This window comes from Streptomyces sp. NPDC088785 (assembly GCF_044750685.1).
Classification (GTDB): Bacteria; Actinomycetota; Actinomycetes; order Streptomycetales; family Streptomycetaceae; genus Streptomyces.
On the sequence record NZ_JBIVKH010000018.1, the window covers coordinates 105,236 to 118,150 of the forward strand.

13 protein-coding genes are annotated in these 12,915 nt (G+C 74.0%); 7 read left to right on the forward strand and 6 right to left on the reverse strand.

Annotated features, from left to right (window positions below; translation table 11 throughout):
• Positions 1-2: 2 nt before the first annotated feature.
• Entirely contained in the window at positions 3-1,160 is a 1,158-nt protein-coding gene (locus tag ACIP5K_RS32830) for an acyl-CoA dehydrogenase family protein (RefSeq protein ID WP_401415487.1), read from the forward strand.
• Positions 1,161-1,248: 88 nt separating this feature from the next.
• The gene (locus ACIP5K_RS32835; protein ID WP_401415488.1) at positions 1,249-1,539 is read left to right on the forward strand and encodes a YiaA/YiaB family inner membrane protein; all 291 of its coding nucleotides are present in this window, start codon (positions 1,249-1,251) and stop codon (positions 1,537-1,539) included.
• On the opposite strand, the gene ACIP5K_RS32840 is transcribed toward ACIP5K_RS32835, so the two are convergent.
• Complete coding sequence (locus ACIP5K_RS32840; RefSeq protein WP_401415490.1) at positions 1,523-3,760, reverse strand: arginine decarboxylase; 2,238 nt, start codon at positions 3,758-3,760, stop codon at positions 1,523-1,525. The genes ACIP5K_RS32835 and ACIP5K_RS32840 overlap by 17 nt on opposite strands.
• 372 nt (positions 3,761-4,132) lie before the next feature.
• Here ACIP5K_RS32840 and ACIP5K_RS32845 point away from each other — a divergent pair, with 372 nt between their 5' ends.
• A complete protein-coding gene (locus ACIP5K_RS32845) occupies positions 4,133-4,780 on the forward strand; it encodes a TetR/AcrR family transcriptional regulator (protein ID WP_401415491.1) in 648 nt (215 codons plus the stop codon).
• 15 nt (positions 4,781-4,795) lie between these two features.
• Here ACIP5K_RS32845 and ACIP5K_RS32850 read toward each other — a convergent pair whose 3' ends face one another.
• Complete coding sequence (locus ACIP5K_RS32850) at positions 4,796-5,257, reverse strand: MaoC family dehydratase (protein WP_401415493.1); 462 nt, start codon at positions 5,255-5,257, stop codon at positions 4,796-4,798.
• A gap of 81 nt (positions 5,258-5,338) precedes the next feature.
• Between ACIP5K_RS32850 and soxR the strand changes: the two genes are divergently transcribed.
• On the forward strand, positions 5,339-5,815 hold the full coding sequence (gene soxR / locus ACIP5K_RS32855) for a redox-sensitive transcriptional activator SoxR (RefSeq protein ID WP_401415495.1): 477 nt from the start codon (positions 5,339-5,341) through the stop codon (positions 5,813-5,815).
• Here soxR and ACIP5K_RS32860 read toward each other — a convergent pair.
• Both ACIP5K_RS32860 and ACIP5K_RS32865 read right to left on the reverse strand, forming a co-directional pair.
• Entirely contained in the window at positions 5,763-7,091 is a 1,329-nt protein-coding gene (locus ACIP5K_RS32860) for a uracil-xanthine permease family protein (protein WP_401415497.1), read from the reverse strand. The genes soxR and ACIP5K_RS32860 overlap by 53 nt on opposite strands.
• On the reverse strand, positions 7,088-8,206 hold the full coding sequence (locus ACIP5K_RS32865) for an aryl-sulfate sulfotransferase (RefSeq protein WP_401415499.1): 1,119 nt from the start codon (positions 8,204-8,206) through the stop codon (positions 7,088-7,090). The genes ACIP5K_RS32860 and ACIP5K_RS32865 overlap by 4 nt, the downstream gene beginning before the upstream one ends.
• Before the next feature lie 121 nt (positions 8,207-8,327).
• Here ACIP5K_RS32865 and ACIP5K_RS32870 point away from each other — a divergent pair, with 121 nt between their 5' ends.
• Positions 8,328-8,846 (forward strand): helix-turn-helix domain-containing protein, encoded by a 519-nt coding sequence (locus ACIP5K_RS32870; RefSeq protein ID WP_401415501.1) that lies wholly within the window; start codon positions 8,328-8,330, stop codon positions 8,844-8,846.
• Between the two features lie 86 nt (positions 8,847-8,932).
• Here the strand turns inward: ACIP5K_RS32870 and ACIP5K_RS32875 are convergent, their stop codons facing one another.
• Entirely contained in the window at positions 8,933-9,658 is a 726-nt protein-coding gene (locus ACIP5K_RS32875) for a 3-keto-5-aminohexanoate cleavage protein (protein ID WP_401415502.1), read from the reverse strand.
• A gap of 71 nt (positions 9,659-9,729) precedes the next feature.
• Here ACIP5K_RS32875 and ACIP5K_RS32880 point away from each other — a divergent pair, with 71 nt between their 5' ends.
• Together ACIP5K_RS32880 and ACIP5K_RS32885 are read left to right on the forward strand one after the other, a co-directional pair.
• Positions 9,730-10,242 carry a hypothetical protein gene (locus tag ACIP5K_RS32880; protein ID WP_401415504.1) on the forward strand — a complete coding sequence of 171 codons (513 nt, stop codon included), beginning with the start codon at positions 9,730-9,732 and terminating at the stop codon, positions 10,240-10,242.
• 64 nt (positions 10,243-10,306) lie between these two features.
• Entirely contained in the window at positions 10,307-12,037 is a 1,731-nt protein-coding gene (locus ACIP5K_RS32885) for an immunity 49 family protein (RefSeq protein WP_401415505.1), read from the forward strand.
• Positions 12,038-12,163: 126 nt separating this feature from the next.
• Here the strand turns inward: ACIP5K_RS32885 and ACIP5K_RS32890 are convergent, their stop codons facing one another.
• Positions 12,164-12,766: a hypothetical protein gene (locus ACIP5K_RS32890; protein WP_401415507.1), complete on the reverse strand. Its 603-nt coding sequence runs from the start codon at positions 12,764-12,766 to the stop codon at positions 12,164-12,166.
• Between the last annotated feature and the right edge of the window lie 149 nt (positions 12,767-12,915).

Consider the following 12,915-nt stretch of genomic DNA (forward strand, 5'->3'; position numbering starts at 1 on the left):
CCGTGAATCTGGAGCTGAACGAGGAGCAGACGGCGGTCCGCCGCCTCGCCAAGGACTTCGTGGACCGCGAGATCGCGCCGAACGTCGTGACGTGGGACCGCGCGGAGGAGGTCGACCGCGCGATCGTGAAGAAGCTCGGCGAGGTCGGCTTCCTGGGCCTGACGATCGGCGAGGAGTACGGCGGCTCCGGCGGCGACCACCTCTCGTACTGCCTGGTCACGGAGGAGCTAGGCCGCGGCGACTCGTCCGTGCGCGGCATCGTCTCCGTCTCGCTCGGCCTGGTCACCAAGCCGATCCAGCAGTGGGCGTCCGAGGAGCAGAAGCGGTACTGGCTGCCCCGGCTCACCGCCGGCGACGCGCTCGGCTGCTTCGGCCTGACCGAGCCGGGCCACGGCTCCGACCCGGCCCACCTGCGGACGAGGGCCGTCCACGACGCGGCCACCGACGAGTACGTCATCAACGGCACCAAGATCTTCATCACCAACGGCACCTGGGCCGACGTGGTGCTGCTCTTCGCCCGCACCAACGACACCCCGGGCCACAAGGGCATCTCCGCCTTCCTGGTCCCCACCGACACCCCGGGCCTGACCCGCAACACCATCCACGGCAAGCTCGGCCTGCGCGGCCAGGCGACGGCCGAGCTGGTCCTGGAGGACGTGCGCGTGCCCGCCTCCGCGCTGATGGGCCCCGAGGGCAAGGGCTTCTCGGTGGCCATGTCCGCCCTCGCCAAGGGCCGGATGTCGGTCGCGGCCGGCTGCGTCGGCATCGCCCAGGCCGCGCTCGACGCCGCCGTCGGATACGCCACGGACCGCGAGCAGTTCGGCAAGCCCATCGCCGCGTACCAGCTGGTGCAGGAGATGATCTCCGACATCGCGCTCGACGTGGACGCCGCCCGCCTGCTGACCTGGCGCGTCGCCGACCTGATCGACCGCGGCGAGGAGTTCCAGGTCGCGGCCTCGAAGGCCAAGCTCTTCGCCTCCGAGGCCGCCGTGCGCTGCGCCAACAACGCCCTCCAGGTCTTCGGCGGCTACGGCTACATCGACGAGTACCCGGTCGGCAAGCTGCTGCGCGACGCCCGCGTCATGACCCTCTACGAGGGCACCAGCCAGATCCAGAAGCTCATCATCGGCCGCGCGCTGACGGGCGTATCGGCGTTCTGAGGCGCCGGCCGCGGGTCCGCGGTCTGAGTACGCGGATGAGTACGGGAGCGGATGGGGCGCAGGCCCCGCCCGCTCCATGCTGGGCGGCATGAGTGAGACACCGGTCAAGCAGCAGAACACCAACGCCTACTACGGCCAGGCCGTGGCGTCCTTCGCCGTCGCGCTCGCGGCGGTCTCCGTCGGGATCTACAGCCTCGACGTCAGCGGTTGGATCCGGGCGTTCCTGGCGGTCTCGGTCCTGTACCTGACCACCTCGGCGTTCACCCTCGCCAAGGTGATCCGGGACCGTCAGGAGGCCGACCGGATCGTCAGCCGCGTCGACCAGGCCCGCATCGAGAAGATCCTCGCGGAGCACGACCCGTTCAGGCCGGTCGCCTGACCCCGCCCTCCGGCGCCGCAGCGGCGAGGCAGTCGATCCGGTAGGCGCCCGTACGCGGGTCCCGGTGGACTCCGTGGATCTCGCTGAGGAAGCCGGGGAAGGACCGGTCCCGGGCTTCCAGGGCCGCCAGGAAGCGCAGCACGGTCCCCGACGCGGGCCCGCAGTTCTCGCCCGGCATCAGCAGCGGGATGCCGGGCGGCGTGACCACGATCATCGAGGCCGCGGTGCGATGCGCGGCCTCGCGCAGGGACAGCAGCTCGGTGGGCGCGTCCGCGGTGCGCCGGTAGGCCTCCGCGGGGGTGCAGTCGGCCGGCGGCGCCGTCGTGTGCGCGCGGTCCAGCAGCTCCGCGTGCCCGTGGTCGCGCAGGTGCGCGTGCATGCGCCGGCACAGCTCGCGCAGGGTGATCCCGCGATAGTGCCCGGGCCGGTCGGCGACCAGGTCCGGCAGGACGTCCTCCAGCGCGGCGTCGCCGTCGTACAGCTCCTTGAAGTCCAGCAGGGCGCGCAGGAGTGCGGTCCACTTCTCGCGGGTCGTGCTCATCGAGAAGAGGAACAGGGCGGTGTAGTCGCCCGTCTTCTCGACGGTGATGCCCCTGGTGCCCAGGAAGGCGCTCAGCACGGGCGCCGGGACGCCCCGGGGCGCGACCTCGCCGCTCGCGCTCACGCCGGGGCACAGCACGGTGACCTTCAGCGGGTCCAGCAGGCAGTAGCCGTCCTCCAGACCGCTGAACCCGTGCCAGGCCGCCCCCGGTTCCAGTTCCCAGCAGGACGGCCGCGTGGTCAGCAGGTCGGCCGGTGCCTCGGCGAAGGCCGTCCGCTCGCCGGTGTCGGGGTCCGTGACGTACGGGGGCTGCCAGACCCCGAAGAACCACCCGTCCCGCGCGTCGGCCGCCGCGAGACGGCTGCCGGTGCGGTCCATGGCCTGCCGGAACGCCACCGCCTCGCGGACCGGCTCCGCGATGAGCTCCCTGCCGCGCTCCCCGTCCATCATGGCGGCGGCCACGTCGAGCGAGGCGATCATCGGGTAGGACGGCGAGGTGCTGGCGTGCATCATGTACGTCTCGTCCAGCCGCCGGTCCGCCACCGGCGCCCGCGGCGCCGACCGCACATGGAGCATCGCGGCCTGGGAGAGCGCCGCGAGCATCTTGTGCGTGGACTGCGCGGCGAAGACGGTCGGGCGCACGGCGTCGGGCAGCGCCCGGTCGGTGACGGCCATGGCGTACCGGTCCCGGTAGAGCGGGTGGAAGCGCGCGTAGCCGAACCACGCCTCGTCGAACAGGATGCGCGGGACCGCAGGGGCGAGGAGCGCGCTGGTGCGCACGGTGTCGTAACACAGCCCGTCGTACGTGGAGTTGGTGATCACCGCGAGGTCGGCGGGCTCGGTGTCCAGCCCCGCGGGCGGGACCGGGCCGATCAGTCCGTAGCCGTTGCGCGTGGGGTGCAGATAGCGCGGCCGGGCGCCGCTGAGGACCAGGGCGTGCAGCACCGCCTTGTGGCAGTTGCGGTCCACCGCGGCGCTCCGGCCCGGGCCCAGCGCGTAGTGACCGACGATGCGGTTGGTGGTGGAGGTGCCGTTGAGGACGAAGTAGGTGCGCTCGGCCCCGAACACGCGCGCGGCGTTCGCCTCCGCCGCACCGATCGGCCCGGAGTGTTCGAGCAGCGAACCGAATGCGGCGACCGACACCGAGATGTCGCCCCGCAGCAGTTCCTCGCCGCAGAACGCGTGGAACTCCCGGCCGACGTCCGACGCGAGAAAGGCCCGCCCCGCGGCGTGGGCCGGAGTGTGCCACGACGTCGTATCGCGCCGGACGAAATCCTGGAGCGCGTCGAAGAATGGCGGACGGGCCGATTCGGGGCGCTTTCCGAGGGCGGTGAGGACTTTCGCCGCGTCCTCCTCCGGGGCGTCGCGGCCGAGCCGGATCCGGCCGGCCTCGCCCGGGACGCGGGTGAGGGGGTCGGTCGCGTCCGCGCCCGCCAGGAGCACGATGACGGGCACCGACGGGAACAGCCCGGCCGCCGGCCGGTCCGCGAGCAGCCGGCTGTCCACCACGGCGGCGCCGGCCGACCGGTGGGCGCCGTCCCCGGCGGCCGGGAGCCCGGCCTGCACCTCGACCTGGAGCCCCGCTGCGCGCAGGAGGTCGCGCCAGACGCCGAGATCGTGCGCCGTCCGGCCGTCGAGGCCGCCTCCCAGATAGGTGAAGATCCGCGTCCGACTGTCCATGGTGCCCGTTCCGTTCCTCGGCTGTTCGCTGAATGCGGGAGATTCCCGTCATGGGCAAGTGCCCGGAAATGGAGCGGAGATGGACCTGGTCCTCCGGCGTACGGCGGCATTCGGAATTGCGGGCACGTGCGCTCCCGCTCCTCGGGCACGCCGGAGCGGTAAAAGCCTCGAAAAGGACCGCGCGATCCGGCCGGTGGAGTGGATTTCCCGGGCATTCCGAAAGAGTGCATCCAATACCGGGTCCGCCCGGGAATGCGCGCGCCCCTCCTTATGTGTTCACCGCATTCCGGCCGGGGCGACCTCGGGCTAAGCGCCCGCTCAGCCCGGGAGGTAGGGTGAGGCCGAGCCCCACGACAGGATGTGAGCGCAGCGATGACGCAGGACCAGCGGGTCACGGACCAGCAGCCCGACGACGAGATGCCCTGGGCCGAGGTCACCCCCGACGCCGCCCGGCGCCTGCTCGTCGCCGCGGTCGAGGCCTTCGCCGCGCGCGGCTACCACGCCACGACGACCCGGGACATCGCGAGCCGGGCCGGCATGAGCCCGGCCGCGCTCTACATCCACTACAAGACCAAGGAAGAGCTGCTGCTGCGCATCAGCCGCATCGGCCACGAGAAGGCGCTGCGCATCCTGCGCCGCGCGGCCGACGGCGGGGGCACGGCCACCGAGCGGCTCGCGGAGGCGGTGCGCACCTTCGTCCGCTGGCACGCGGGACACCACACCACCGCGCGCGTCGTCCAGTACGAGCTGGACTCCCTCGGCGACGAGCACCGGCCGGAGATCGTGGCGCTGCGCCGCGAGAGCGACGCCGCCGTCCGCGGGATCATCGAGGACGGCGTGGCCGCCGGCGAGTTCCAGGTGCCGGACGTGCCCGGCACGACGGTCGCGATCCTCTCGCTGTGCATCGACGTGGCGCGCTGGTTCAACACCCAGGGCCGCCGCACGCCCGACGAGGTCGGCGCGTTCTACGCCGACCTCGTCCTCAGGATGGTGGGCGCCGCCGTCGAGCCGCGCGGCTAGCGCCCGCCGGGGCGCTCACAGGTAGTAGCGGGACACCGACTCGGCGACGCAGACCGGCTTGTCGCCGCCGTCGCGCTCCACCGTGAACGCCACCGACACCTGCACGCCGCCCGCCACGTCGTCCACGGACGTGATCCTCCCGGTGGCGCGCAGCCGCGAGCCGACGGGTACGGGCGCGGGGAAACGCACCTTGTTCGTCCCGTAGTTCACGCCCATCTTCACGCCCTCGACGGCGATGAGCTGCGGGCCGAACAGCGGCAGCAGCGACAGCGTCAGATAGCCGTGCGCGATCGTCGTGCCGAACGGCCCGGCCTTCGCCCGCTCCGGGTCCACGTGGATCCACTGGTGGTCACCCGTCGCCTCGGCGAACCGGTCGATGCGGCTCTGCTCGATCTCGACCCAGTCGCTGTGTCCGAGCTGCTCGCCGACGGCGCCCTTCAGCTCGTCGACGTCCTTGAAAACCCGCGGCTCCGCCATGCTGTCCATCCTCCATCGCAATGTCTAAGCGCTTGCTCAGCATGCTAACAACGCGGTCGCGCTGCGACTAGGCTCGACCGGGTGCCACAGATCCCGGAGAAGATCCACGAGCTGACCGTCGGGCAGGTCGCCGCACGCAGCGGCGCCGCCGTCTCCGCGCTGCACTTCTACGAGGCCAAGGGCCTGATCACCAGCCGCCGCACGCCCGGCAACCAGCGCCGCTACAGCCGGGACACCCTGCGCCGCGTCGCCTTCGTCCGCGCCGCCCAGCGCGTCGGCATCCCGCTGGCGACGATCCGCGAGGCGCTGGCCGAACTGCCCGAGGAGCGCACCCCGACCCAGGAGGACTGGGCGCGCCTGTCCGAGACCTGGCGCTCCGAACTGGACGAGCGGATCGCGCAGTTGGGCCGGCTGCGCGACCACCTCACCGACTGCATCGGCTGCGGCTGCCTCTCCCTGGAGAACTGCGTGCTGTCCAACCCGGACGACGTCTTCGGCGAGCGGCTCACGGGCTCGCGTCTGATGACGGAGCGCCGGGAGCGTCCCGCGCGGCCGTGACCCGGGGACCGAGCGCCCGGAACACCGCGCAGAGCACGACCGCCGCGATCGCCCCGGCCGCCACCCCGCTGCCGAACAGGGTCCGCGCCCACGAGGGCAGGCCCGCGTACATCCCGGGCTGCACGATCGGCAGCATGCCGACGACCAGGGCGAGCGCGATCACCACGCTGTCGGTGCCGTGCGCGAGGTCGGTGCGGGAGAGCATCCCGAACCCCATGACGGCGATGACGGCGTAGATGACCAGCCCCGCCGCGCCGACCACCGGCTCGGGGACGGCGGCCAGCACCCGGGTGAGCGGCGCGAGCAGCCCGCAGGCGATGAGCAGGACCCCGGCCGCCGCCGTCACGAACCGGCTGCGGACGCGCGTGAGCTGGACGATCCCGATGTTCTCGGCGCTGGTCACCATCAGCGACGTACCGAAGACGCCCGAGCCGAGCGAGACCAGCGCGTCGGCGCGGGCGATGCGCGGCACGTCGCGGCCGGGGTCGGGGGCGCGGCCCACGGCCTCGCTGTTGAGCACCGTCTGCCCGGTGGCCTCGGCGAGCGAGGCGAGGGCGAAGACCAGCAGCGGTACGGCGGCGAGCGGGTCGAGGTGCGGCGTGCCGTACGGGAACGGCTCGGGCAGGGCGAACGCGCCGCCGTGCGCGACGTGCAGCCCGGTGCCGGTCAGCACCGCCAGGAGGGTGCCGCCGGCCAGGCCGAGCAGCACCGCCGACTGCCGCCACACGCCGCGCAGCACGAGCAGCAGGAGACCGGTCACGCCGAGCGTGGCGAAGCCGAGGCCCGGGCCCGAGGCGACCATCGGAGCGGTCACCTTGATCATGTTGATGCCGATGAGGACGACCGTCGTGCCCATCACCAGCGGCGGGAAGAGCCGCACCAGACGCCCGTAGAAGGGCACGACGCACAGCAGGAACGCGGCGGCGACCAGGACCGAGCCGGACGCGGTCGCCGGGCCGTACTCCCGGGCGGTCTGGAGGAAGATCGCGACGGCGGCGCCGCCCGGCAGCATCAGGAACGGCAGCCGGGCCCCCACCCGCAGCGCCCGCACGCCCAGGGACTGGAGCAGGGCGCCCACCCCGCACAGCATCAGCGTCGCGCTGAGCAGGGACGCGGTCCGGGCGGGCGACAGCCCCAGCGTCGTCGCGATGAGGACGACGGAGGAGACGGGCGCGGCCACGCCCGCCAGCAGGTGCTGGCAGGCGAGGGGGACGAGACGGCGCACCGGCAGCCGCTCGTCGACCGGGCTCACCAGGGCGCCGGCCGGGGCGGTCACCGGTTCAGCCAGGGCAGTTCGGCGGCCGCGTAGCGGTAGGAGCGGAACACGGCGTTCGGCTCGGACGGGAAGAGCGTGCGGACCTCCTCCTCGGCGTAGCCGCCGAAGAACGGGACGATGTACTCCCAGCACAGATAGCCGTCGGCGGTCACCTCGAAGAGCCGGCCCGCGGGGGAGTCGGTGACGAGCGTGTTGCCGTTGGGCAGGCGCTGGGCGCTGCCCATGAACGGCGCGAAGAACGACTCGCGGGCCGGGTCGTGGTACTCCCAGACGATCTTCCCGCTCGCCCGGTCGATCTCGATGACGCGGCTGAACGGCACGTCCCGGTGCGGCCGGAAGACGCCGTTGTCGAAGACGAGGACGTTGCCGTCGGCCAGCTCGGTCGGGCAGTGCTGCTGCGAGACGGCGCCCGGCTCGGAGCGCCATACGAGGGCGCCGCTGGCCCGGTCGATGACGACGACCGCCGACACCGAGCGGAAGCTGGCGAGGACGGTGCCGTCGGCGAGCGGCAGCACGCTGTTGATCAGCGGGTAGTGCTCGCGCGCGTAGTCGGGGTGGAGCGGGAATCCGGCGCGGTCGAGGTGCTCGGAGACCTTCCACTCCCAGGTGCGGTTCCCGTCGGCGTCGACCTCGACGATGGTGTCCGCCCAGACCGTGCCGCCGGCCGCCTCCGAGCCCGGCACGCCCCCGCGCACGGCGGCCGCGGCCGCGCCGGTCAGCGGCTCCAGGGCCGTGTACAGGATCCGGCCGTCGCCGTGGTGGTGGGCGTCGTGGTGCTGGAGCGGGTCGCGGTGCTCGCGCACCACCGTGCCGTCCGGGGTGATCTCCTGCATCAGGCCGCCGCGGTACTTGTGCCACATGGGGAAGAGCGCGGGCTCGCCGGGGAGCACGGCGTTGTACGCGAGGTTGCCGTTGGCCAGGATGCGCGCGTGCCGTCCGGGGCGGTGCGGCAGGTCCCACCGGTGCACGACGGTGCCGTGCAGGTCGATCAGGTACACCTCGCCGGTGCCGGTCAGCGGCGCGAACAGCGTGTAGCCGTCGTACGCGGCCTCCTCGTCCAGGGCGATCAGGCCGGTGCCGCGGCGGCGCCGCTGGTTCTGGTCCACACGGGCCATGGGGGGCCTCCCGGGGTGCGGTTAACCGGTGCGGTTAACTTTTTTAAGTGACGGTGAAGGAGTTAACCATGGCGATAAAGTGCCGGGAACAGGCCGAACGGCGAGAGGGCGTTACAAGTTCATGAACGTGGGACCCGGCATCCGGCGCAGGCGCCGCGCCCTGGAGCTGACCCTCGCCGAAGTGGCGCGCCGGGCCCGGGTCTCCGTCCCGTTCCTCAGCCAGGTCGAGAACGGCCGGTCGCGACCCAGCATGGAATCGCTGCAACGGATCGCCGACGCCCTCGACACCACGGCCGTCGAGATCATGGCGGCGGCCCAGGAGCCCCGCCCGGTCGACGTCGTCCGGGCCGCCGACGGCGCGGCCACCGCCGACGGCATCCGGCCACTGGTCCGCGGCGCGCAGCGGCTGCACGCCCTGGAGTTCACCGGCGACCACGACTGGGACCGCGCCTACCGGCACCGCGGCGACGAACTCCTCTACGTCGCCGACGGCGCGGCCGAGGTGGAGGCGGACGGCGTCCGGTACCGCCTGGAGCGCGGCGACACCCTGTACTGCGCGGCCGAACTCCCGCACCGCTGGCGCCCGCTGGAGCCCGGCACCCGCGTCCTCGTCGTCGGCATCGCACCGGGCGCCCACTAGGGCCTGCCCTCACCGCCCTCACCCTCCCGTCCGCGCCCCCGGCCGCCCCAGGACGCGGATGCGGCGGGACCGGGTTTCCGCCGCCGTCAGGAGGAGGGCCCGCGCCCGTCGAGCGCCCGACCGATCAACTCCGCGTTGTCGCGCGCCCGGGAGCCGTCCGGCAGCAGCAGGGTGTCCTCCAGGCCCATCCGCGTCGCCAGCCCCCGCTCCCGCGCGAGCCGCAGCACCGGCCACGCGCCGCCGTCCTCGCCGTGCAGCAGCACCGGCCGGCCGTGCGCCGCGCCGATCCCCTCCAGCAGCGCGCCGGCCGTGCCGCGCGCGGTGGCCGGATCGCGGTCGGTGACCTCGGCGAGGACCCGCAGCACCCGCCCCGCCAGCGGCGACACCGCGAACCGGGCGACGCCGTCGGTGCCGGACCACAGCCCGGCCTCCACCCCCACCCCGCGGTCGAGGAGCGCCGCGGCCACCTCCTCCGCGCCCTCCTCGTGCCAGTTCACCGACGCGTGGTCCGGCAGCGCCGTCCACGAGCGGATCCGCGCCACCCGGGCCGCCGGGTCCCGCTCCGCCCAGGCGCCCGTCGTCACCCCGACCGGCACCGCCACCCGCGAGCGGATCGCGTCGAGCACGGCCGCCACCACGCGTGGCGACAACGTGTCTTGCCCACAAGGGGTCTTGGGGTGAACATGCACATCCGACGCCCCGGCGGCGACGGCCGCCGCCGCGGCCTCGCCCAGCGCGGCGGGGGACAGCGGGACCACGGCCCCGTCACCCGCGCCGCGCGCGCCGTTCAGACACACCTGTACGAAGTCCATCCCTGTGATGGTGCCAGCAGCCGCCGACGACGGCAGCCGCACCGCGACCCCGACGGGAGAGTGCGCAGCGCATGGCCGTAGCGATCAGTTCCCTGAAGTTCGAGGCCGCCCGCTCGGGCGCCCAGAAGATCACGTACGACAGCGACGGCTACCACCTCGTGCGGTTCCCGTACGCGAGCGCCGAGGAGTCGTACGACCCCTGGAACATGCACGCCCCGTCCGCCGGCGGCGGTTCCTCGAAGTACCCCGACGCCCGCTCCGGCCTGATCTGGCCGAGCCACGACGGCTGGGGCACCCTGTCCGCGCTCGTCTTCTGGGCGCCGAGCCCGCGGGCCACCGAGTACCGCGCCCGCTTCGTGCGCGACCCGCTGAACCTGTCGACCGGCTACGACTCGACCGCCACCACCGACACCGTGGCCACCGGCGGCGGCCAGTACCGCGCCTACACCTGGCAGATGTTCGTCCACCCGGGCACCCCGGTCGGCCTGAAGATAGCGGCCCGGCGCGGGGACACCCACCTCGCGGTACCGCTCACCCTGGCCGAGTTCAAACTGGCGATCGAGACCGAGGTGATCAGGCCCTAGGACCGGCCCGGGGGTCCCGGGGAAGCCGCCCGCGCCCGGCGGCACGCCTCGTAGAGTCGGGGCCGTGACCTCCAACGACACGTCCGACCCGCACCTGTCCACGCTCACCGGCGCGCAGGCCGACCGCCTGCGCGCCCTCGTCGCCGGTGGACTGCGCGCCCGCACCGGCGCGGAGCCCACCGTGACCGGCGACACGGCCGAGTCCGAGGGGCGGCGCCACCCGCTGACGCACCTGGCACGGCACTGCCGGGTGGCGCCCGAGGAGCAGTGGCCCGCGGTGGTCGAGGCGTTTCTCGGGGAGATCGCGCGGCCGTCCCCGGGCGGCGAGAGCGCCGAGGAGCTCCTGGCGCGCACCTGCCTGCGGCTCGTGGCGCCGGACGCCCTCCCGGCCGACGGCGGCGGCGACGGCGACGACGGCGACGACGGCGACGACGGATTCGGTTACGCGCGGGACGTCGCCGGGGGACTGCGGCTCGTCCTCGCCCTCGACGGGCCCGCCGCCGTCCGGCTGCTCACCGACGCCGACGTGGAGCGGGCCGGCGCCGACGCGCTGTGGGCCGCCGCCGAGCGCGCCCTGGTCCGCGCGCCGATGCGGCTGGAGGAGGTGCGGCTCGCCGGGCACCCCGTCCTGTACTCGGTGTACGGCGACTCCCCGTTCGTGTCCACCAAGGCGCTGGTCCTGCCCGAACTCGTCGCCGAGGCCACCGGGAGGCGGATGCCGGACGCGGGCGCGCTCGTCGTCGTCCCCACCCGGCACCTGCTCGCCTTCCACCCGGTCGTCGACGGCACCGCGGCCGCCGCCGTCGACGACCTCGCCACGTACGCCGTCAAGGCCCACGAGGACGGCCCCGGTCCGCTCTCGCCGCTCGTGTACTGGTGGCACGGGGGACGGCTCACCCCGCTCACCGCCGCCGGTCAGGAGCCGTCCGGCGACCTCGCAGACGTGCTGCGGGAGCTGCGCGGGCTCGACCGGGCCGGCCGCCTCGTCACCTCGGCGCGGACGGCCGGTCCCGCCGAACTCGCCGCGGCTGCCGCCGAGTCGCTCGTCGCGGCCGCCGCGGACGCGGACCGGCTGCCCGAGGCGTTCGACGCCGCCGTCACCCTCGCCCACGCGCACGCGGCCGACGACCCCGCCGCGGACCGGGCGCCGACCTGGGACGCCTGGGTGGCCGCGCTCCAGCTCGGCACCGCCCTGTTCACCGCGACCGACGCGGTCCCGGTCCGGCTCGGGGAGCGGGACCTCACGGTGCCCGCGACCGGCCCCGAGGTGCGCGGCGACGCCCGCGCCTGGCTCGACACGTTCTGGCTGACCCTGGTGACCCGGGAGCGCGAGCGCACCGAACGGCTGTGCGAAGTGGCGCCCGACGCCCTCGGCGACGACCACGTCGGCCACTTCGCGCGGGCCCTGCGGGGCTACTGGCTGCGCCGCCCGGTCGACGAGGTCGTCGGGGCGCTGGCCGACGCGATGGACGCCGCGCACCCCAAGGCCGCCACGCGCGCGCCGAAGGACTTCGTGAACGCCGTCGACTACCCGCCCGTCGGCCTCTTCCACCGGCTGCTCACCCAGGAGGACGACCGGTTCGCGGAGCTGCTCGCCGCGGCGCTGGAGGAGCACCGGGGCTACTGGGCCGACGCGCCGGCTCCGCGCTCGCGGGTCGCGCTCGGCCCGCTGGCGCTGGCCTGTCTCGCGTACGACGGGGGCCTGCCCGTCGACCTCGACCAGCCGTTCCTGCCGCGCCACTTGCTCGACCGGACCCGCCTCGCGGCGATCCCGGACCCGCGCGTGCGGGGCTGAGGCGGCCGGGCCGCCGGGCCGGGCGGCGCGGACGGCCGCGGGCAGCCCTGGGGGACCGGGGGTGCGAGGACTGTCCGCGGCCGTCCGCACCCCCGTCGCGCTGTGCACGGCTCCTCGCGGGGAGCCCTAGGCGGAGACCAGCGTCCGGGCCCGGTGGGCGTCGGTGAGGGCCTCGGGGGTGAGAACGGGCCGCGGCACGACGATGCCGCAGCGGGTGCAGACGGGGCCCGACGACGGCTCGTGCGCCAGGTCGTGCGTCCAGACGAGTCCGCTGCCCGCGCAGACCGGACAGCACGCGCCCGGATCGCGCTCCAGCGCGGCGATCAGCCGGCGCAGGACCTCGGCGAGCGCTCCGCCGGGGTGCACCGACGGGTCGTCGCACCAGGCGACCCCGAAGCCGCCCCAGGTCAGCCGGTGCCAGTCGTCGATCGTGCCGGGGCTGCGCAGCCCGTCGTGCTTCTCCCGACGCCTGCGCTTGGCGAAGGCGTCCTCGTACGCGAGCCAGACGGCCCGCGCCTCTTCCAGCTCCTCCAGCGCCGCGACCAGCCGGGCCGGGTCGGGGGAGCGGTCCTCGGGTCCGAAACCGGCCCGTGAACACAGGTGGTCCCAGGTCGCCCGGTGCCCGTAAGGGGCGAATCTCTCAAGGCACTTGCGCAGTGAGTAGCGCCGCAGTGCCAGATCGTTGCGCGGATCGCGCACCTGTCTTGCCAGACTCCGGAATCCAGCCATCGCCCTGCACCTCCGTCACACGTACGTCGGCGTCGCCGCAGCCATGGCGCGACGTCGCCGAGTAGACGTACCGACACACGATTCGGATCCCTCCGAGGGCCGTCGATTCCCATTCGATTTCCGATGGGGTCCATCACCGGCACCTTGTG

Coding starts and splice junctions, on each gene's coding strand:
- ACIP5K_RS32840 (WP_401415490.1), bottom strand. CDS start 3,760: ATGGACAGTCGGACGCGGATCTTCACCTATCTGGGAGGCGGCCTCGAC.
- ACIP5K_RS32880 (WP_401415504.1), top strand. CDS start 9,730: ATGGCCGTAGCGATCAGTTCCCTGAAGTTCGAGGCCGCCCGCTCGGGC.
- ACIP5K_RS32850 (WP_401415493.1), bottom strand. CDS start 5,257: ATGGCGGAGCCGCGGGTTTTCAAGGACGTCGACGAGCTGAAGGGCGCC.
- ACIP5K_RS32890 (WP_401415507.1), bottom strand. CDS start 12,766: ATGGCTGGATTCCGGAGTCTGGCAAGACAGGTGCGCGATCCGCGCAAC.
- ACIP5K_RS32875 (WP_401415502.1), bottom strand. CDS start 9,658: ATGGACTTCGTACAGGTGTGTCTGAACGGCGCGCGCGGCGCGGGTGAC.
- ACIP5K_RS32845 (WP_401415491.1), top strand. CDS start 4,133: ATGACGCAGGACCAGCGGGTCACGGACCAGCAGCCCGACGACGAGATG.
- ACIP5K_RS32870 (WP_401415501.1), top strand. CDS start 8,328: ATGAACGTGGGACCCGGCATCCGGCGCAGGCGCCGCGCCCTGGAGCTG.
- ACIP5K_RS32865 (WP_401415499.1), bottom strand. CDS start 8,206: ATGGCCCGTGTGGACCAGAACCAGCGGCGCCGCCGCGGCACCGGCCTG.
- ACIP5K_RS32835 (WP_401415488.1), top strand. CDS start 1,249: ATGAGTGAGACACCGGTCAAGCAGCAGAACACCAACGCCTACTACGGC.